This window comes from Bacteroides sp. BFG-637 (assembly GCF_024793605.1).
GTDB lineage: Bacteria > Bacteroidota > Bacteroidia > Bacteroidales > Bacteroidaceae > Bacteroides > Bacteroides vicugnae.
The window spans coordinates 3,396,261-3,419,152 of sequence record NZ_JANUPD010000002.1 but is presented as its reverse complement, the minus strand read 5'-3'; the positions used below and the strand labels follow the sequence as shown (position 1 = coordinate 3,419,152).

General features: G+C 41.1%; 12 protein-coding genes and 1 pseudogene. 7 read left to right on the top strand and 6 right to left on the bottom strand.

Features of this window, described 5'->3' with window-relative positions; all coding sequences use genetic code 11:
* Positions 1–37: 37 nt before the first annotated feature.
* From NXX38_RS13060 to NXX38_RS13035, 6 genes and pseudogenes are all read right to left on the bottom strand, one after another.
* A complete protein-coding gene (locus tag NXX38_RS13060) occupies positions 38–901 on the bottom strand; it encodes an endonuclease/exonuclease/phosphatase family protein (RefSeq protein WP_148364372.1) in 864 nt (287 codons plus the stop codon).
* A gap of 14 nt (positions 902–915) precedes the next feature.
* Positions 916–3,850 (bottom strand): annotated as a pseudogene (locus NXX38_RS13055) (GH92 family glycosyl hydrolase).
* 113 nt (positions 3,851–3,963) lie between these two features.
* Positions 3,964–5,598 (bottom strand): RagB/SusD family nutrient uptake outer membrane protein, encoded by a 1,635-nt coding sequence (locus tag NXX38_RS13050; protein WP_258979648.1) that lies wholly within the window; start codon positions 5,596–5,598, stop codon positions 3,964–3,966.
* 14 nt (positions 5,599–5,612) lie between these two features.
* Entirely contained in the window at positions 5,613–8,822 is a 3,210-nt protein-coding gene (locus tag NXX38_RS13045; RefSeq protein WP_258979647.1) for a TonB-dependent receptor, read from the bottom strand.
* A 99-nt stretch (positions 8,823–8,921) separates the two neighbouring features.
* Positions 8,922–9,746, bottom strand: coding sequence for an ROK family protein (locus tag NXX38_RS13040; RefSeq protein WP_258979646.1), 825 nt, complete (start codon positions 9,744–9,746; stop codon positions 8,922–8,924).
* Between the two features lie 152 nt (positions 9,747–9,898).
* On the bottom strand, positions 9,899–10,891 hold the full coding sequence (locus NXX38_RS13035) for a phosphatidylinositol-specific phospholipase C (protein ID WP_148364367.1): 993 nt from the start codon (positions 10,889–10,891) through the stop codon (positions 9,899–9,901).
* A 955-nt stretch (positions 10,892–11,846) separates the two neighbouring features.
* Here NXX38_RS13035 and NXX38_RS13030 point away from each other — a divergent pair.
* From NXX38_RS13030 to NXX38_RS13000, 7 genes are all read left to right on the top strand, one after another.
* A complete protein-coding gene (locus NXX38_RS13030) occupies positions 11,847–14,039 on the top strand; it encodes a glutamine synthetase III (protein WP_258981948.1) in 2,193 nt (730 codons plus the stop codon).
* 116 nt (positions 14,040–14,155) lie between these two features.
* Complete coding sequence (locus NXX38_RS13025; RefSeq protein ID WP_148364365.1) at positions 14,156–14,857, top strand: Crp/Fnr family transcriptional regulator; 702 nt, start codon at positions 14,156–14,158, stop codon at positions 14,855–14,857.
* 34 nt (positions 14,858–14,891) lie between these two features.
* Positions 14,892–15,446 carry an RNA polymerase sigma-70 factor gene (locus NXX38_RS13020; protein ID WP_148364364.1) on the top strand — a complete coding sequence of 185 codons (555 nt, stop codon included), beginning with the start codon at positions 14,892–14,894 and terminating at the stop codon, positions 15,444–15,446.
* Positions 15,447–15,512: 66 nt separating this feature from the next.
* The gene (locus NXX38_RS13015) at positions 15,513–16,673 is read left to right on the top strand and encodes a FecR family protein (RefSeq protein WP_195648444.1); all 1,161 of its coding nucleotides are present in this window, start codon (positions 15,513–15,515) and stop codon (positions 16,671–16,673) included.
* 29 nt (positions 16,674–16,702) lie between these two features.
* A complete protein-coding gene (locus NXX38_RS13010) occupies positions 16,703–20,269 on the top strand; it encodes a SusC/RagA family TonB-linked outer membrane protein (RefSeq protein WP_258979645.1) in 3,567 nt (1,188 codons plus the stop codon).
* A gap of 18 nt (positions 20,270–20,287) precedes the next feature.
* Positions 20,288–21,829, top strand: a complete 1,542-nt coding sequence (locus NXX38_RS13005) for a RagB/SusD family nutrient uptake outer membrane protein (RefSeq protein ID WP_195648446.1) — start codon at positions 20,288–20,290, stop codon at positions 21,827–21,829.
* A 31-nt stretch (positions 21,830–21,860) separates the two neighbouring features.
* Positions 21,861–22,871 carry a hypothetical protein gene (locus tag NXX38_RS13000; protein WP_195648447.1) on the top strand — a complete coding sequence of 337 codons (1,011 nt, stop codon included), beginning with the start codon at positions 21,861–21,863 and terminating at the stop codon, positions 22,869–22,871.
* Positions 22,872–22,892 lie beyond the last annotated feature (21 nt).

Sequence of the window (22,892 nt, the reverse complement as noted above, 5' to 3'; positions counted from 1 at the left end):
TTTTTATCAATAATTTCTTTTGTACAATTTAAAACTCTCATTCAACTGTCACTAAAACCGGTGCATGGTCTGACAGAAAAGCCTCATTTTCCGTTTCGGCGAGTACACCATATCTAAGCACATCAAATCCATTGCGAACGAACACATAGTCAATCAACGGGCGATGCTGATAAGGAATCTTGCCGAAGTCGTGAAAACTCCATGCCGGACCGTAAACAACAGGCGACGCAAGACGAGCATCCGTCAGATGTTCCGGATTAGCAGGATCAGTCACGTGCTTGATGACATCCGATTCCGGTTCCGAATTGAAATCCCCTGTAACAATCACCGGCAGTCCGCCACTCAATTGGTTCACTCTGTCCAGCATAAGGCTGATTCCTTCGCGCCGTGCCACTACGCCTACATGGTCCAGATGAGTGTTCAAGGCAAAGAATTCCTTGCCGGAAGTCTTGTCCTTCAGTTTCGCCCACGAAGCGATACGTTCGCAAGCACCATCCCATCCTTTAGAACCGGGCACTTCGGGCGTTTCGCTCAACCAAAAATATCCCGAATCAAGTAAATCAAAACGATTCTTCTTATACCAAAGAGCGCTATACTCTCCTTTCTCCTTTCCATCCTCACGGCCTACACCTACGACTCCGTACTCCGGCAAGCGCTGCTTGAGGTCTTCCAATTGATTATGAAGCACTTCTTGCGTGCCCAATACATCGACATCGTAGAATCGGACAGCATTAGCCGCACGGTCCTTCCTGAATTTCCAATTGTCCAGACTGTCTTCCGGGTTGTCATAACGAATGTTGAATGACATTACATTGATTGGTGCAGGCTTGGTAGGCTGCTGTTTCACTTGGCTGCATGATGCACCAAGTATTAGCAAAGATAAAAAAGCTATTTTTTTCATGGTAGTATTGTTTATTATTTCACATATAAAGTTGAAGCAGGAACAGGTTCAAACTCTTCTGCAGAAGGAAGTTTCCACGCCCAACTGAGATGTTCGCCTTCATAATCTTCAAAATAGTAGAGTTTGTAAGGATGAAAACCTTTTCTTAAAGCAATACGTCCGGTAGCAGGAATAGCGGCATGAGAACCGTCGTTATTCACCACCAGTTCATTGTCTATATACAAAACACTGCCGTCGTCCGAGCGTGTCTGAAAAGTATAGACTCCATCTTCGGGGACGTTGATAAGCCCGGTAAATATATAACCAAAGTGATCTTCCTGTTTGGCATCCTTGATGGAAGGTTCCGACATGATGCCCGTTTCAAGCAAAGGTGTCTTTTCAATATCCGCCACTTTCTGATATGTACCCTCGAAATACTTATAAGAAGTACCGTTTAAAATGGGATTCACCGGAAGTGCAGCTTTCAATTCGGCTTTGGTAGCCTGAATAGACAAGACTTTGCTTGGGCGGAAACCTTCCTTAAATCCCTTTGCCTTTATCTGAGTGGTCTTATCCAACTCGAACGGTTTCTCATAAAGTGGAGATGACTCTGTCGGCTCACTTCCGTCTAACGTGTACCGGATTCCGGCTCCTGCGGTTGCCGTAGCAAGAGTGATTTCTGTTTTATCCATAAAGAGATTCAAATCTCTATCCACATAAGGAATGGACACCACATTTTCGCGGGTATAGGAATAAGGAGCGGCCTCTGCTGAAATTCCCCGGGTCTTATCCGGTGTATCGGTTAAAGTAAAACGAAGTTCACCACCTTCCATCAGTTGTGCATAAGTGATGAAATTGGTATCTATCCGCTTGCCGTTCAGCTCTACTTTACTGATATAAATATTCTTCTTCGGGTTGTTGGCAAGAATAGTCAGCGTCTTTCCGTTTGCCAAATTGACAACCGCTTTCTCGAACAGAGGACTGGTCAGCGCAAATTCATTACTTCCGGGACATACAGAATAGATACCCAGACTAGATAGTATGTACCAGGCAGACATCTGCCCGCAGTCTTCATTACCTATGATTCCCCCGGGCACAGGCTTATACATTTCATGAAGCAACCGGCGTGTCATCTCTTGTGTCTTCCAAGGCTGTCCTACATAATCATACAAATAAGCGATGTGATGACTCGGCTCATTCCCATGAACATATTGTCCTATTAGGCCAGTAATGTCCACAAGGTCGCCTTTCACACCCGATTCTACAGTGAAAATAGAATCAAGTGCAGTGATAAACTCTTCCTCTCCTCCGAACAGTTGTGCCATTCCGTTCACATCGTGAGGGGCGAAAAAACGATATTGCCAGGCAGTAGCTTCGGTATAGGCACGTCCCACTTCAACAGAATTGAATGGCGTTTCCCAATTACCATCCATCCGTTTGGGGCGGAAAAACTTTGTAGAACCATCAAATACGTTGATATAGTTCTGCGAACGCTCCATGTACTTTTGACAAATATCTTCTTTTCCCATCTCCTGTGCCATACGTGCAATACACCAGTCATCATAAGCAAATTCCAACAGACAAGATATGGATTCTTTTTTAATGTTCGAAGGAATAAAGCCATATTTTATATAGTAATCCGCACCTTTCTTATTCTTCTCAGAAGAAACAATCATTGCTTCTAATGCTTTTTCCGCATCAAAGCCTCTGATTCCCTTCAAGTAGGCATCAGCAATAACAGAAACCGAATGGTATCCGATCATAGTTCCCGTTTCTCCGGCAGAAAGCGGCCAGATGGGAAGTTCACCTGAAGCATCGTAAATATCAAGATAAGAATCGATCATATTAGTGACCAATGTAGTATCAATCAGCGTCATCAAGGGATTCCACGCACGGAAAGTATCCCAAAGGGAAAAAGTGGAATATTGCACTTTACCTTTAGACAACTGACCTATCTCCATATTGTGCCGGCGAAATTCACCGTTGACATCACTCACGACATCGGGCACAACCATAGCGTGATACATAGCGGTATAGAAGTTCTTCAAATCGTCTATATTGCCTCCCTCCACAGTAATGGATGAAAGTGCCTGTTCCCAAGCACTACGGGCGGCAGCACGCACTGCGTCAAAATCGAAATCTTTTACTTCAGCGTCAAGATTCTCACGCGCGTTGTCCACACTGACTATGGATAGTCCTACTTTGGCTATAACAGGCTCACTGTCTTTATCGTCAAACGTAAGAACGGCTTGCAAATCCGTGCCGGTCAATTTAGCTTCAGCAGAAAACATCTTTCTATCCTGTACAAAACCAACAGTTTGAAAAGGTTTCGAGAACCGGGCAACAAAATAAACATATTGGTTATCTGTCCAACCTCTGGTTCTTCTCATTCCTGCAATTTCATTGGAAGCCGTCTGTTCTAACTCGGCTTCATAAATATATTCATTATCAAGCAAATGAGCTAAATCAATGATCATAGTCACAGGGTTGGCAGAAGGAAATGTGTACCGGTGCACACCGACATGAGTAGTTGCGGTCAATTCGGCTTTTATCCCTTCATCCTTCAGCAGTACCGAATAATATCCAGCTGATGCCTTCTCATCTTTGTGGGAAAAAGCTGCCGGCCGGCAAATGCTTCCTTCCGCAGTTAAGTCAGGTCTTTGAGTGGTGGGACGAAACAGTATGTCGCCCAGATCAATACATCCCGTTCCGCTAAGATGAGTATGCGAAAAGCCTTTTAAAGTAGTATCACTGTAATGATATCCCGCACAAGCATCCCAGTTTCCGGCACGGGTGTCGGGACTCAATTGTACCCCACCGAAAGGAACGGTTTGCACCCGGATAAGTATGACCATGAAACCCCGTCCCTATAAAGGGATCGACATAGTCAACAGGGGATTGTTTACCGGACGAACAAGAACTGAAAACAAAAAATGCAATGACTGCACATGTAAGAATTTTAAATTTCATCAAATTACATGTTTGAAAGTTTTATCTGCAAGGATTGCTACCTTTTGGGATGTCAATCCTTGCAGATCAGACTAATGTTCTATTTCATGATGGATATCTTTCAAAAAGAAAGATTAATTATAGCCGTCATTCTGTTTCAACTTACCATTAGACTTAGTTATCTGGTCATACGGATATGGGAATACCATCATATAATCTTTATAAGTACTCTTTACCTTATAGTCACCATAAGGTTTTATAGTAAAGCTGGATTCAGGATTAGAACGGTCTGCATACTTACGGATACGTGGACTAGCGTTCAGTTCCTTCTCTGCCAGTTGTTTAATTTCAGCATTTGAAGAACGATGCCAACGCTTGAGGTCGAACAAATGGTCGGTATATTCAAAAGCTAATTCACAACGGCGTTCGTGATACAAATCCGCCATAGTAGGGTTTTCAGTCAATTCTGTCAGGTTAGACCGTTTGCGAATACGGTTCAAGTCCTCTTTGGCTTTACCCGGTTGGTCTGTCATCAGATAAGCCTCCGCGCGGAACAGCAACATTTCAGCAAAACGAATCAACGGGAAGTTTATACGGGCAGTCGGCCAGTTTCCATTCGTGTTTACATACCCCTCTTTATCGGCATCCTTATGCTTAAAGGGATCCATATACTTATTGATTTGGAAACCTACATCCAGGTTCGTATCAGAATAGAACTTACGTTTTTCGCCAAAGAACTGGAATTCCTGATTATATTCCAAAATGGAACGTACCAGACGTTCATTACCTACACCGTCTTTCACCATCTCTTCATAAATATCATAAGATGGCTTAATCTGTCCCCAGCCGTTATACACACCCCAGCCTTTGTCTTCAAGAATCACACCTACAAATTCAACACCACCACCGGAAGAACCGCCGTTGGAAGGAATAGACCAAATATACTCCTTGTTCCAAAAATCTTTAAAATCAGAAGAGAATATTTCAGCAAAAGTGTCAGCCAAGTCACGGTTATAATCAGTTTCCAATGAATTAACCATAGTAATCACATTATTCCACTGGGTTGCATCCCAAGTAGCCCAATAAGCATATACTTTAGCCTTGTAAGCCACAGCGGCAGCTTTATGCGGACGCCCTTTATCGTCATCTGTATATTCCTCAAATTTAGGCAAATAAGAGATAGCTTTATCCATATCTTCTATAATATACTTATAGTCATCGATTACAGAGGCCTGCTGTGGAGGAATAGAATTATCATAGTCCCCCTCAAAATCTTCGTAGCGTACGAAAGGAACTCCCTGTTCTTTCGTTCCGTAACGGTAAGCAATCCAGAAATGGGCCATGCCACGCATAAAAAAGGCTTCGCCCAAGCTACGATGTTCTATTGCGCTCAATCCACTTTTCTTCTCTTTGTCAAGCAACTGCTTGATAATCCAGTTGGAACGAGCCATATTTTGATAGAATAAATCAAATCCTCCCTTAATAGGATCTTCATTACCGGTATAGTCAAATGTTGCCAATGAATTGTAACCGCGTGTCTTAGCCCAAACAATATCGCAGGCTGCCCCTTGTTCCCAAAACAATTCACGTCCGAAGCCCTTTTCCTGATGGATAGGCGCATAAAGTCCGTCGATGGCATCAATTGCTTGTTCATCATTCAAAAAATAGGATGTAGTAGCAGGATTTCCTTCCGGTTGCACATCCAGAAAGTCGGCGCAAGAGCATAATGACAAGGCCGATAAAGCCAATAATGGTATATATTTTTTCATAATCTCTGTTTTTATTAATAAGTTAATTTCACGCCAAAAGAGAATACCCTGGATACAGGATATTTCATAGCATCCCAGCCGCCACATTCCGGATCCATACCCGAATAATCGGTTATTGTAAAGAGATTCTCACCACTGAAGTAGACAGACATACGACTACTGCGCTCTTTCAGATGCGACCACTTTTGCAATACGCCTGATAAGTCATAGGAAACAGTCAGGTTTTTCAGGCGCAAATAAGAAGCATCCTCCAAATACCAATCAGATGCCGTACTGAAGTTTGAATTCGGATCATTCTTTGACAGTCTGGGGATATTTGAAGAGGTATTCGTCGGACTCCAGGCGTTCAGAATTTCCTTTGTACGGTTAAAGTTACCATCTACATCGCTCAACGTCATATATTTCGCAGCATAGAATGCCTGAGCACCACCTACACCCTGAAACATAGCGCTGACAGACAGTTTTTTATAAGTAGCTCCTAATGTGAAAGCATATGTTGTCTTCGGAGTAGCACTACCGCAATATTGGCGGTCTTTATCATCAATCTTACCGTCATTGTTGTAGTCTACGAACTTTAAGTCACCGGCTTTGGCATTTGCCTGAATGCCTTTCCACTCTTTGTTACCATTAGAGTCGGTAACATAAGTACCATGCTCCTTATTCCAGGCAGCAACTTCGGCATCACTCTGGAAAATACCGGCAGTCTTAATCAAATAGTACGAATTCAAAGGTTCTCCCTCTGCAGTCTGACGAGTAAAAGGAATATTGCGGAATTTAGAATCACTATCAGTCCATACGCCAGGAGTACCATCGGCATTCTTCACACCTATGTCGGAAACCCAGTTCTTCAAATACGAAAAGTTACCTGATACAAAATAAGAGAAATTCTTGTTGATACGATCGCTCCAGTTTGCTGATATTTCAAAACCACGATTGCGAACTTCACCTTGATTAATCAACATCGGATCCAATCCGATAGTACTCGGCCAATCCATGGTCTGTTCCTGAATCAGGTTAAAAGTACGCTTATCAAAGTAGTCGAACGACAAAGACAAACGGCTATTGAACATTTCGACATCCAAACCTAAATCGTACTGTTCAGAAGTCTCCCATGTCAGATTCTTGTTCATGGCAGTAGAGTTATACACGAAATTATTCCAGGTTGTATTATTCATCACACCATATTGAGCTTGTTCCTGCCAATACGTTGTTCCCAACAAAAGTGATTTGTAATTATAGTTAATAGAGCCCAAGTTTCCAACACGTCCCCAAGAAGCACGCAATTTCAGCAAACTGATGAAATCATTTTTCTTAAAGAACTTCTCGTTAGAAATCTTCCATGCCAATGTAACTGCCGGAAAGTCACCAAAATTATTTTCTTTAGGTAAACGGCCTGCATAATCGCGCCGCCAAGAGGCCGTAGCAAAATAGCGATCATCGTAAGAATAAGCCAAACGGGCCACCAATGAGACATTGGCATCAGGACCTGTCATATAATCGGTAGCCGAAGTAGAACCTGCATATGCCAGATATTGCAAATATGGGCTTTCATCGGTAAAGTTCTTACCGTTAACATCAAGACCGCGCGTTACAAAATGATCAGCTGTAGTAGAGAACAATGCGCCTACTGTATGTCTTCCGAAAGTATTATCATAAGTCAGCGTATTCTCAGTTTTCCATGCATCTCTACGATAATTCGTTATATCCATGTTATTTGAGTTATTGGGCTTACCCGGTTCATCCTGAATAGGACGGAAATTTTTATAATTATTACTCTTCAGATTGTAAGTGAAACGGCTGGTAAACTTTAACCCCTGTAGTACATTGGCTATTTGCAAACTTGTAGTACTCCAAACATCACTGGTTCTGTTAAAACGGTTTTCCGCTTTCAACAGACGTACCGGGTTAACAGCATCACCATGGGCACCTGCAAAATTGCTTCCATACTTAGCTATGTATTCAGGATCTTCAGTAGTGGTTCCTCCCCAAGTTCCATCCAACGGATTATATACAGTAGCACTGGCTGGCATATAGATTGCTGATAAAACAGGACCTGTATATGCATCGTCTGTATCCTTTGTGCGGCTCTCCGTATTTTTCCAAACAAAATCTTCGCTGATAGACACCCATTTATTCAAGTCGAACTTACCATTGTAACGTATCGAATAATTCTTATTATAAGTATTGATCAATACTCCTTCGTCATTATCAAATGAGAAAGACAAACGACTCGAAAAATTCTCTGTACCTACATTCAACGCTATGTTATGGCGTTGATAAAAAGCTGTACGGAAAATCTCGTCCATCCAATTGGTACGAGTGGTGCCAATCCACGGATTTTTTGCCACATCCCAACCATCGGGAAGTGACATATCCGCATTGGCATAAGAGCGTTTACGCATCTCTAATTCACCCTCAGCATTCAGTGGCTCCGGCAAATTTGTAGCCTGACGAACCCCATAAGTACCTTCGTAACTAAGAGTGGGCGTACCTGCCTTAGCCTTTTTGGTAGTGACCAAAATTACACCGCCTGCACCTGACTGCGCACCATAGATAGCAGCAGAGGCAGCATCTTTCAATACTACGATAGATTCGATATCACTCATTGAAGCAATAGGAGCGCCGGGAACCCCGTCAACTACCCAGAGTACGTTATCCCCACCTTGTTCAACACCAGCAATTTTACGTTTGTAAGAACCTTGTCCACGGATAGTAATCGTAGGAGTAGCAGTAGGGTCACCACCGTTGGCTTGTACCGTGACACCAGCCAGCTGACCTTGCAGCATACTTTCTGTAGAGCTGACCGGACGAGTGGTTAATTCCTCGGTATTGCTCAATACACCTACAGCCGCCGACAAATCCTGCTTACGTGAATTCGCACCGTAACCTAACACAACTACTTCATCCAGAAGTTCCGAATCCTCTTTTAGAATAATCATTAAGGGTTTACCGGTAACCTGCACTTCCTGGTTTGCATAGCCAACATAACTTATAACCAATACGGCATTTTTATCAGTTGACAACTCGAACTTTCCATCCACATCTGTAATGACTCCGTTAGAAGTTCCCTTGATCAAAACATTGGCTCCGATTGCAGGCTCACCCGTTTGATCTTTCACTGTTCCTTTCACTGTGATTTGCTGTGCATAAGCACTTGCAGACAAGAACAGCACTAACAAAATAGTCAGAATCTTTCGATAGATCCTAAAATTTGCTTGTCTCATACATTTAAAATTTAAAGTTTATAATATTGATAATTATAAATCTGCCCCAAAGGTCACAAGACAGAATTATATTCGATTTACAAAAAGATTATACTTTGATTACTTTATCAGAACAGAAGCTCCCAACAAACTAGCATCTTTCTGATGGGAAACCTTCACCTCTACTCTATCCAATATAACTTTGTAAGGAAAAATCCGCATCTCATTTTCCATAGCTCCTCTAAATAAAGGAAATGCTGGTGCAATACCTCCTCCCAAAATAACAGCCTGCGGAGCATACACCAGAAGAACTGCTTTCATAAGGTTACCCAAATGAATTCCAAATTCTTTCCATATTTCCAATGCAGCCCTGTCTCCACTATTTGCCTTTTCAGCAGCCTCAGCACCAGTAGTATTGTACCGTTTAAAAAAGAAACTACTACAATATTGCTCAAAGTCGGAATCTAAATATGGCAATGTTCCTATTTCGCCTGCTCCCATAAATTCGCCGCCATAGAGACGATGATCAATGATGACCCCTGCCCCGATACCAGTTCCTATCGTCACTCCCACCATGTTGGCATAAGGTTGCCCTTCACCGAACATTTTCACCCCCAAAGTGAAACAATTAGAATCGTTGTTGATAGCAACAGGTACTCTAAACTCACTTTCCAAAGCCTCTTTCAAATGAATTTCCTTCCAGGAGGAGATGTTTGCCACATTATAAACAACCCCTTTTTCCGAATCTACAATAGAAGGGACACCTATGCCAATGCCTTCTACATGTTCGTTCATCATTCTTTCAATAAGCTGAGATAGTAAATTGAGAATCGTAGAAGCATCTTGCTGCGATGGACAAGCAACCGATTTCTTATTAAGACACCTGCCATTCTCCACTTGTGCTATCCGAACATGGGTTCCACCTAAATCTATTGACAGTTTCATAGCATTACACTTTTTTATTTTTAATTATAGACAAATGTAGGAATTGGACACCCTTTATAAAGTACCAAATGCGTATAATATTCTTCACTTTGCGCATTTCTGCTAAAAGAACTTCATAATAAAGAGATTTTGTTTGCCTCGGTAGAGTAGCCTCACTTGATATTGCTTTCAATTAAATATTCCACCAGTTCTTTACCGCCTTTATCATTAATAAAATCAATAAAAACAATGCCACAGTTCCGTTTGTGTTCCTGCTCCAGATAGTCTGCTACAGGTTGATTAATTTGGTCTGCAAAGATCTTAGGTGTTCCCAAAGGTAATCCGGTTGCACTGACAAAGCTAATACCCCACTTACGTGAAGAAGCGGGCTGGTCAGACACTACATCAATATTACGAATAATTGTTGTTATTTTCTTTCCAGCATCTTTGCCAGACTCATATTGGTACTCATCTTGAAGCAACACACGACCTTCTTTCCCATCTTTATTGCAAAGAATAAGCAGACAGGTTTTATTATCTTCCCAACCTACACAAGCAGCACCCGGATAATTAATCATTGCAGAATCCCTATGTAAAAAAAGAATCTTTCCGCGACAGTCTTTCAATGTCAGTTCAGGGTGAAAATCTGTTACGAAATAATCTTGATATACAGGATTACTCAAAGAAGCAGACACTAAAGATGCATAATCCTGCAACTCTCCGCCCTCCTTTTTCAGTGAGACAATCAATGTTTCAGAAGGATACGCCTGCAAAAAAGAAATGAAGGCGGGCAAAACATCATCTTCCCAATATAGATCCTGAAAAGCATAACTATGGAAGATACCTAATTTATTATTTTTCTTTTCCAAACGAATATCGAAAGCGCGAATTCCCAACTGCAACTGGACAGGAATGGTTTCAGACTGTGTTTTCAACATATCTCCACCTTTGGTAGTGCCACTGTCATGCGTACCGGGAATGGATATTTTGCACATTAACAGTGTATCATGAAGACACTTCATCCACGTTGTTTTTTCCACACTACCATTCAACCACATACTCGTTTCGGTACATTGAGGAGCGGCCTCAGTGCATAAGCCCGGAAAAACTAATACAAATATGGTCAAAGCTAATATATAACACATTCGTGAAAATTTTCGTCCCATAATATATTGCTTAATAGGTTATAATAAGCGCAAAGTTAAAAGGTTCATTTTTCTTATCTATTCTCAATTGCGTATTTAGTTCTTCATTTTGCGTAAACATTTTCCCCAATTACAATCAATAAAAAATGAACTAGCTGATATCGGTTCGGAAATAAACTAAACACAATCTTCCTATCAGCTTCAGAGACCTCTTTTCTGAATTTTTCGTTTCCATTTCTCATATTCTCATAGTATCCATATAAAGCGAATATAATCAAATAGATAGATTATGAGAAATGATTTCCTAAATAGGCATTTCTCATAGTTTTTCAGCAAAACACCCCCGATTTCACCTCATTTCTCATACTCGTTGGCGGTATTTCTCATAGTATATCTGGCGTGTTTCCCATCAACAGAACTGATTGCTTCTTTCTGTGTGTACTGCTTTTATTCCTACGGCAATAGCATTTTGCAAACAAATCATTGTTTGTTTATATGAAATATACTAGTTAACAATTTATTATTCAATGGATAATACCGTTTTCTCTAAGGGAGAAGTCAATCTTTGCACTCCAGTGAACGGTTCTTTGCACTCTAGTGGAAAAAACCGTTCACTGGAGTGCAAAGGTCTATTCACTAGAGTGCAACAAACTAAATGTTGGTAAGATAATACGGCTTACTATAATGTATGCATCTTGATGCCTTCAAAGGGGTACTTCACCTAATACTACACTAAGATAGACGGAGTATAGGTATGATAGATACCCATCTTTTATAGTAAAAGTATGATAGATGTTCTTCATTATATGAAATTCCGACATGGAACCCAAACGCCCTACAGTTTTCGTAAGTGCCAAATTCCTGAGGGGGCATTATCAATAAAAAATAAGTTATTTCTGAAAATACCCCCTCAAAAATAGGGGTACTTTCAGAAAAAACATATAATTTTGCGCCATCAACCGATAAAAAATAGACCATTTATGTCAAAAATGCGTTTTTTGCTTTACAAGAGCTTTCCAACCGGAAACCTCTGGAAGTTATTGCCCCTTCCAACAAACTCTCTGATTATTATGGTAGCCACGTGTTCGACCGCAAGAAGATGCAAGAGTATCTTCCTAAAGAAGCTTACAAAGCTGTAACCGATGCTATCGAAAAAGGTACGCCTATCAGCCGTGAAATAGCAGATTTAATTGCTAACGGTATGAAAAGTTGGGCTAAGTCACTCAACGTCACTCACTACACACACTGGTTCCAACCTCTGACAGACGGAACAGCCGAGAAGCACGACGGCTTTATCGAATTTGGCGAAGATGGCGGAGTGATCGAACGCTTCTCCGGAAAACTACTGATCCAACAAGAACCGGATGCCTCTTCTTTCCCTAACGGCGGTATCCGCAACACTTTCGAAGCGCGAGGATATACGGCCTGGGATGTTTCTTCACCAGCATTCGTAGTAGATACCACTCTTTGTATCCCCACTATCTTCATTTCTTATACAGGTGAAGCGCTGGATTACAAAACTCCATTATTGAAAGCACTTGCCGCCGTAGACAAAGCAGCAACGGAAGTCTGCCAGCTATTCGACAAGAACATCACACGCGTATATACCAATTTAGGATGGGAACAGGAATATTTCCTTGTAGACTCTTCTTTATATAATGCACGCCCCGACCTCTGTCTGACAGGACGGACACTGATGGGACACTCTTCTGCCAAAGACCAACAGTTGGAAGACCATTATTTCGGTTCTATCCCTCCACGTGTCACTGCATTTATGAAAGAACTCGAAATCGAGTGTCACAAACTGGGTATTCCCGCCAAAACCCGTCATAACGAAGTAGCCCCCAACCAATTTGAGTTGGCCCCTATCTTCGAAAACTGCAATCTTGCCAACGACCACAACCAGCTCGTCATGGATTTGATGAAGCGTATCGCCAGAAAACATCATTTTAATGTACTCCTGCACGAAAAACCATATAGCGGAGTAAACGGTTCGGGCAAGCACAACAACTGGTCGCTCTGCACAGACACCGGCATCAATCTGTTCGCTCCCGGAAAGAACCCGAAAGGAAATATGCTATTCCTCACTTTTCTGGTGAACGCCTTAATGATGGTTTATAAAAACCAAGATTTATTGCGTGCCTCCATCATGAGCGCCAGCAACAGCTACCGTTTGGGAGCCAATGAAGCTCCCCCCGCCATTCTCTCTTGCTTCCTGGGTTCACAACTCTCGTCCACTCTTGACGAAATTGTCCGCCAAGTAGGAAACGAAAAAATGACGCCGGAAGAAAAAACCACGCTGAAGTTAGGCATCGGACGTATCCCCGAAATTTTACTGGATACCACCGACCGCAACCGTACTTCTCCTTTCGCATTCACCGGAAACCGATTCGAATTCCGTGCCGCAGGTTCTTCTTCCAACTGTGCCGCCTCCATGATTGTAATCAATGCGGCCATGGCAAACCAGCTGAACGAATTCCGCGCATCGGTAGAAAAACTGATGGAAGAAGGAGTAGGCAAAGATGAAGCCATCTTCCGCCTGCTGAAAGAAACAATTATCGCCTCCGAACCGATTCGTTTCGAAGGGGACGGCTATTCCGAAGAATGGAAACAAGAAGCCGCACGCCGCGGACTGACGAATATCTGCCATGTTCCGGAAGCCCTGATGCATTATGTAGATAATCAATCGAAAGCGGTACTCATCGGTGAACGTATTTTCAACGAAACCGAATTGAACAGCCGCTTGGAAGTGGAATTGGAGAAATACACCATGAAGGTGCAGATCGAAGGCCGTGTATTAGGCGACCTCGCCATCAACCATATCGTACCTACTGCCGTTGCCTATCAGAACCGTTTGCTCGAAAATCTTCGGGGACTGAAAGAAATATTCCCGGCTGAAGAATACGAAGTATTGAGTGCCGACCGTAAAGAATTAATTCGTGAGATTTCACACCGGGTCACTTCTATCAAAGTACTCGTGCGCGATATGACCGAAGCAAGAAAAGTAGCCAACCACATGGAAAACTACAAAGAAAGGGCATTTGCATACGAAGAAAAAGTACGCCCGTATCTTGACCAAATCCGCGACCACATCGACCACCTGGAGATGGAAGTAGACGACGAAATATGGCCGTTGCCTAAATACAGGGAACTACTATTTACTAAATAAAACGTCCACAAGATTGCACGAAAGCTCCCACTTTTGTGCAATCTTTTTATAGATTCGTTCATTTTCTCATTTTTTCTTTTTACTTTTGTGCTGTATAACACAGTTTTGTAGCACTCATGGTAAAAATGAATATGTCAGACATCGATATTTCGGAACCGTTATCCGATATGTTAGCTCCTCTAAACAATGAGCAAAAGGAGTTTCTGATGAACAATTATACGATACAAACCTACAAAAAGAATGAAACCATCTACTGTGAAGGAGAGACACCGTCTCATCTGATGTGTCTCATCAGTGGTAAAGTGAAAATCTTCAAAGATGGTGTAGGGGGTAGAAGTCAGATTATCCGCATGATTAAACCACGCGAATACTTTGCATATCGTGCTTATTTTGCCAAACAAGATTTTGTAACCGCAGCAGCAGCTTTCGAACCCTCTGTTATTTGCCTGATTCCTATGAGTGCCATCACTACTCTGATTGCCCAAAATAATGATTTGGCCATGTTCTTCATCCGCCAACTCTCCATTGACTTGGGTATCTCCGACGAACGTACCGTTAATCTGACACAAAAGCATATTCGCGGACGCTTGGCCGAATCACTCATTTTCTTGAAAGAAAGCTATGGTCTTGAAGAAGACGGTTCCACTTTGAGCATTTATCTTTCACGTGAAGATCTGGCAAATCTTTCCAATATGACTACTTCGAACGCTATCCGTACCTTGTCGCAATTCGCTACGGAAAGACTAATTACTATCGACGGAAGAAAGATTAAAATTATCGAAGAAGAAAAGCTGAAGAAAATAAGTAAGATTGGGTAAGAGAGTTTCTGCACCAATCGCTCCACCCTAAATAGTGAACATACATATAGAAAATATAATTGCAGACATAAAACGTGGTAACAAACAGGCTTTCAAAAAGCTATTTGATGACTACTATCCTATTCTTTGTGTTTTTTCATCCCACTATATCGATGACAAAGAGGTTTGCAAAGACATCGTACAAGATGCATTGTTGGTTTATTGGGAGCGAAAAGAAGATTTTGATGACATTCTGAAAGTTAAGAGCTTCCTCTATACCGTCACCCGAAATAAATGCCTGAATCATCTCAAACATGAACAATTGGATATTCCAGATTTTCCGGAACAAGAAAAGTTTGACAGCGGTTTTGAAGCTGCAATTATCGAACAAGAAACTTTCCGCATAGTTCGCAAAGCGGTAGAAGAATTGCCTACCCAAATGCGAAATATCATCTTATATTCCATGAAAGGGTTAAAAAACCATGAGATTGCTGACAAATTGCAAATTTCAGAGGGTACTGTCCATACGTTAAAGAAATTCGCCTATCGCAAACTTCGCGAAAGCCTCAAAGGCATAAACTACGCCTTATTACTATTTTTATGCAAATAAAGTAACTTTTTGATTACCCCGTTTTTTCGATTGGATTGTTTTATATACAAACAAATCCTAAAAACGATGAATTCATTCAAAGAAAACTTTAGAATTGCAAAATTCCTTGCTTCCCTATTCACTCATTCGGCTATCCCGGAGGAAGAAAAAGCCTACCGTGAATGGATTAATGAAAATCCGGAGCATCAAAAGCTAGCCAAACGAATATTGAATGAGGAAACGTATGAAAAAAACACTCAGTTAATCAAAAGTTTCTCTTCACAAAAAGCATGGGACAGAATCTACCCGCGATTGGGAGGAGAAAAAGCATCCGGTTTTCTTTCATGGAGAAAGAGCCTGAAATATGCAGCTCTTATTTTGCTTCTGATAATACCGGCTTCCTACCTTATATATAATTGGGTAGCCGGAGAACCAATCGGCGAAATCACTCCGGGAACCCATGGCGGAGAACTGACTTTAAGTAATGGCAACACCTTCAATCTTTTCGATAATGCCCTCCCGGAAGGTGCAGCTGAAATATTCATCATTGATTCTAAAGGGATCAATTATCAAACTCCTGCCAACAAGCCCAAAGTGAAAGAGATCAAGAATACGCTCCGTACACTGCATGGTATGGAATGTCACATTGTCCTTTCGGATGGAACAAAAGTACATCTGAATGCAGAATCTCAACTGACTTATCCGATTTGTTTCAACAATAAGGAACGTATCGTACAAGTTGAAGGTGAAGCCTATTTTGATGTTGCTCCGGACAAAGCACATCCATTCATCGTGCAAACACCGCATACTTCAATCCGGGTGACAGGAACCTCTTTCAATGTAAGGGCCTACGCAGATGAAGGAGTGGAAAGTACAACATTAGTGAGTGGGGCCGTAAAGATAAACAATGAAAATGAAGACTATGAATTGCTTCCAAACCAACACTTCCTTTATGACAAAAATAGCCAGAAAGGTATCGTCTCCAATGTAAATGCTGAATTATATACTTCCTGGGAGTCTGGATCATTCATCTTTATAAACATTCCTCTTGAAAATGTCATGTCATATCTATCCAAATGGTACGGATTCAAATACACTTTTGAAGACGACGCAGCCAAGCAGGTAAAAATCGGAGCTTATCTCAACCGCTATGCAAACATGAACCCTATTATCGACATGATAATGGAACTGAATATGGTAGACATCAAACAAAGGGAAGGGGTACTGCACATTGCTTATAAACAATAACTATTAATACATATTATAACTAACGCATTATGAAAAAACGAGCACAGTCCTTATCAAAGGGAGTATCTTGTGTAAGCAGACATTTCATTAAATCCTGTCTTTTATGCATATTCTCCCTTTCTTCACTTATGATTCAAGCACAAGACAATCAGCGAATCTCCGTTGATTTGAGAGGCGAAAGCCTGGAATCCACGCTTTGGTATTTGCAAAACCGCACAAAGTTCATCTTTATGTATGCAACAGAAGATATCGCTAACATAACCGATATCAGCGTAAGGGCAAAAAACAAAACGATCACCGAGATTCTGGATGAATGCTTGGAGGGCACCAACCTGACTTACGAAGTGTCAGGCAATGCCATCGTTATCAAGAAAAGAAAAACGAACAAAATCACTATCAGCGGATGGATACGTGACGCTAGTGGTGAAGCCCTTCCCGGGGCCACGGTTACCGTACGGGGTTCAAAGCACGGAGCCATCGCCGGGCTGGACGGAAACTACACTTTTAACATTCCGGCACAGGAAGGACTGATATTGACTTACTCATTCATTGGAATGGAGAAAAAAACCGTAAGATATACAGGAAAGAAAACGATTAATGTCACTTTAAACAGTTCCAGCACGGAAATCGACGAAGTAGTTGTGACCGGTTACCAGAATATTCAGCGCCGTGACTTGGTAGGTTCCATTACTACAGTAAAAGCAAAAGATATTATAATGCCTTCGTATACCACTATCGACCAAATGCTGCAAGGACGTGTAGCAGGTATGATTGTCACTAATACAAGTAGCCGTGTAGGTACTGCCCCGAAAATTCAAATCCGCGGTACAAGTACCTTACTGGGTAATCAAGATCCACTTTGGGTAGTTGACGGCATTATTCAGGAAGACCCACTGGAGCTGAATGCATCTTCTTTAATGACAGAGGACTTAAAAAACATCATCGGTAATCAGATTTCCTGGTTGAATCCTGCTGATATCGAAAGCATCAGTATTCTGAAAGATGCTTCCGCAACCGCTATCTACGGTTCGAAAGCATCTAATGGTGTTATTGAAATCACAACCAAAAAGAATACGACTGACCGCCTAAGCGTCAATTACACATCTAATTTTGTAATAGGTACGCGTCCTAACTACGGACAGTTCAACTACATGAACTCCAAAGAAAGAGTACAGTTTTCACAAGAAGCTTTTAACTGGGGAACTCCTTATGGCGCAGAACCAATCAAACAAATATATACTTATGAAGGATTATTGAATATGTATCTGTCGCATGATATATCTTCTGAAGATTTTTTGGCACAACGCAATGTTTTGGAAACACAAAACACGGATTGGTTCAAACTGCTAACCCGCCGCTCTTTCAGTCATAACCATAATATAAGTGTTTCCGGTGGAACAAATAAATACAGTTATGCAGCTTCTATGGGATATTCCAATAGTGAAGGACAGGAAATTGGAAACGACAGTGAACGTATGACCGGACGCGTTGCCATCACTATACGCCCGGTACAAAAACTGACAATTAATGCAACGATTAACGGTAGCGTAACGACGAATAATGGCTTTGCCGGGGGAGTCAACCCTATGGGGTATGCTACTACTACCAATCGCTCAATAGATCCCGATGCCTACTATCAAAAGAACGCCACATATACATACAATAGCGGAGTAAAATCATTATCATACAATTTCGTAAATGAACGGAACAATAGTGGGTCAAAATCCAAATCAAGCTTTATGTCAGCTTCATTGGACTTGAAATGGAATATTCTGGACTGGTTGACTTACCAATTCACCGGAGGATATTCTGATAATAACAGTACGAACGAAGCCTGGGAAACCGAACAAACGTTCTATATTGCTGAAACATATCGCGGCTATGATTTCAACTCTGTCTCACCAAACAGTAAAGAGTTTGGAGCAGCCTTACTCCCATTTGGAGGTGAATTATTCACAAACAACGCACAGCAGTACTCTTACAACATTCAGAATAAACTGCAATTCAGTAAAGCCTTCAATAACGAGAACCGAATTAATGCCTTAGTAGGTATGGAATTACGTTCTTCCACCAATAAAGGTGTCAGCAATACTGTATGGGGATATGCCCCGGATAGAGGAGAAGTAATAACATTGCCAACCACTCCACAAGCTTTTACACCTATTACAGGTTCTAAAGACGAAGGATGGGGGCTTTTAAAAAGGATATATGACGGTGGATGGAGAAAAGTCAATACTACAGACAATTACCTTTCCGTATTCGCCACATTGGCATATTCACTCAAAAACCGATATGTCGTTAATGCAAACATACGTAATGATGCCTCCAACCGTTTCGGTCAGGATGCTAATCACCGTATTGATCCTACCTATTCATTCGGTTTCTCCTGGAGAGCTTCAGAAGAGGACTTCATGAAGAAATATGTAAAATGGATAACAACCTTAAATTTCCGCGGCACCTATGGTATTCAAGGAAATGCAGTAACGCGGATTAGTCCGGATTTGATTTTAAATCAAGGGAAAGTAGCTAATCTATACAACAGATATCAGTCTACCATCTCCCAAATCCCAAATCCGAATCTATCATGGGAACGTACCAAATCATGGAATTTCGGTGTAGACCTGGAGTTATTCAGTATGTTTTATATGAATCTGGAATATTATACACGACGTTCCAATGCGATTGTTGAGTTGGAATTACCTTATGAATATGGAATAACATCCATGAAACGCAACGGTGGTATTATCCACAACAGAGGTATCGAATATACATTAACTTTCACCCCGATACAAAAACGAGACTACGCATTAAGTGTCAGCCTGAATGCTTCCAAGAACTGGAATGAAGGAGGACATACAGACATTGATGTCAATGCAGCTTCTTTTTTAAGCGGGCGTTCAGATATTGTACTAAAAGAAGGATATCCGCTCAGCAGTTTCTGGTCATACTCTTTTGCCGGATTAGACGGGAAAACCGGTGAAGCTTTATTCAATCTTTTGGATATTCCGGAAGAAGAACGTAGCAGACAAATCGATCCGACTACTTATCTGGTATATTCTGGTCAGAAAGAGCCTTATTTCACCGGTGGATTGAGCTTAAGTTTCCGCTATAAATCATTGACTTTAAACACAAGTTTTTCACTTCTACTTGGTAACAAGAAACGTCTGCCATCGCCATATGAACAGTTCGCAAGTTCGTATTATATGCCAGATCCGTATACAAATATAAACCGTGATTTACTGAACCGTTGGAAAGAACCGGGAGACGAAGCACATACAATTATTCCTTCTTTACCCAGAGCAGGTATGGCCTATGTGGAATTGCCCAATAATGAGAATGTTTATAGAATTCCATTATGGGAACAATCTGATGCTATGGTGGTCAGCGGCTCTTTCTTACGCTGTCGCAACATCGGTTTATCCTGGCAAATGAAACGCGAGTGGTGCGAAAAGATATATATGAAAAATCTATCACTCAACTTTAACATGGATAACATCTTCGTTATCGCCAGCAAACGTTTCAACGGTTTCGACCCGGAAGTTAGTAACAGTGTACTTCCACGGAATTATTCATTAGGTATTAACATTGGTTTCTAAAAAATAAAAAGATAAACAATGAAAAGAATTATATATATACTAACAGGAATAGCCTTACTATCGCTATCCTCTTGCTCAGATTTTCTAGAGCCTAAATCTCAAAGTGAGTATGTTCCTAAAGATGCAAATGCTTTGCAGGAAATGCTGATAGGCTCCGCTTATCCCAAACAAGACAAAGGTAATAGCCTGCTAGCCTTTCTTAGTTTCTTCGACGATGATATTCAGTTTCATAAAACCGATTATGAATTTAGTATTAACTCTCTAAAAGAAGTAGAGGCCAAGCAAGCTGTTTATACATGGCAACCGGATATGTTTTTCATTATGGAAAGAAATGGTTACAATATTCAAAATGTCTGGGAGGGATACTATAACTATATTTTAGGTGCCAATGCCGCTCTCGATTATATCGGTGACGTAAGTGGTACGGAAGCTGAAAAAAATTATGTAATAGCTCAATCTCTCGGATTAAGAGCTTTCTATTATTTTATGTTGGTTAATCATTTTGGAGCACCATACAACTATAACAAACAAGCTTTAGGAGTTCCGCTCAAACTAGACAGCAACCTGCTCCCTGAAGACCAACTGTTAATGACACGAAACACCGTTGAGGAAGTATACAACCAAATTGTGGACGATCTGAATGAAGCTGAACGTTTATTCCTTACTTTGAGCAAAGATAAACAATATGAGCCCAATTATCTGGTCAACCTTCCAATGATACAATTACTGAAATCCCGTGTTTTTCTTTATATGGAAAACTGGAAAGATGCAGCTATATACGCCAATAAAGTAATAAATGACTGGTCTTTCTCTTTAATAGACTTAAACGCCCTCCCTTCTCCAACAGTGGCAGAGCCTTATTATAATTTTACATCTTTAAAATCATCTGAAGTTATTTGGTTATACGGAAGCGTTTCAGACCTTACCGTGTTCAATGATCAGTCGGTAGAGTATGAGGAAGAAGGTTACTTCGGTAATACCACCTACTACAGAGAAGCTTTTATCGCTTCTGATAACCTGATTGAAAGCTTTGAAGATGGAGATTTAAGAAAAGAAAAGTATATAGCGAAAGAGTACAATAAAGATGATTACGTTTTCTATGAAGACTCTTACACAACTTTTGGCAAGTACAAACTTTCGGCTACAGGTGAGCCTAGTGGATCGGAAAACTTTGCTTTATCCTTCAGACTAGGCGAAGCCTATTTAAATCTAGCAGAAGCAGCTGCTCATAATAATGACGAAGGTACAGCACTCTCTGCTTTAAAAACCTTACTGGCTAAACGTTATGCCCCCGACAAATTTGTTGAACCTACCGGATTAACCGGCGATGCGCTCAAAACTTTCATCAAAAGTGAAAGAAGAAAAGAACTTTGTTTTGAAGGGCAACGATGGTTTGACCTCCGACGCTACGGAATGCCACAAATTATTCATAGATGGGGAGAACAGGTATATACATTAAAACAGAATGACCCTTCCTATACTATGCCTATACCAGACGCTGTCTTGATTAAAAATAAGAAACTGGAACAGAATCCTTTAGCTCCAAAACGGGAAAGTTAATAGTATATATCTGATGAATTAAACAAAGGAAATGAATATGAGAAATATATATATTTTATGGGGATTACTTGCTTGTATGGCATTCACCTCATGTTATGAAGAAGATACACTGACTCCTACAGAAGGAGGCGTTGAATTACGCTTCAAAGTACCTCAAGGAAATAATAGCTGGGACGATGACATTGCTCAAATATACGAAGACTATAATGTATATCTGATTTATAAAGATTTGCAAAAGGAAGATTTTAACCGGAGCTGGACAGGTACAACATATGGTAGTGGCTACGAAGGCCAAGGCTGTGTAAATGATGAAATGACCAATTACTATGTCGAATTTATGAAAAAGCAAATCTTTGCATACTTGAATCCGCCGATCACTTCTAAAGTTCTGCCTATGTATTGGTATTTGGGATACAATGTCCATAGTAAAAGCGTATTAGAAATTGGAGGCGTGATCCTAGCGAGTTGGATTGTGCCCATACACGAGAATCGCGATGGGTTGGATTATTGGTGCACTTGTATGTTCGGAGAAGATAATCCCGGAGATCCTTATTTAATACCTACAGACAGGGCAGTGCTTGACAGACGCCGGAAAATGATATTGGGTCCCATATTGGAAAAAGCTGTAAAAGCCGGAAACATTGTTATACCTGAAGAATTTGAGGCAGGATTCGACCATGTCACCAATCTGGTAAGAGGTTTGGGAATGGAAGATGACCCAAACTATTATCTTACCAGAGGATATCCGGGAAGTGTCAACACATATGTATTCAATAGTATCAGCACACCGGACAATAACTCTTATCCTCCAACCAATGAAGAGACTTTTATAGGATATATGCATCTTTCCATGTTCTATAACCAAGCTCAATTAGCAGAGGAATATCCGGCTGATAAATATCCTTTTCTTGCCGAAAAGTTCGCTTTCGTACAAAAATATTTGAAAGATAAATATCAGATTGATCTGGAAGCAATAGCCAACGGACCGGAAAATTGGGATTTACCTTTACCTCCAATACCGGAAACGCCCGATGAAGAATAACAACTCTGACAATTAACTATA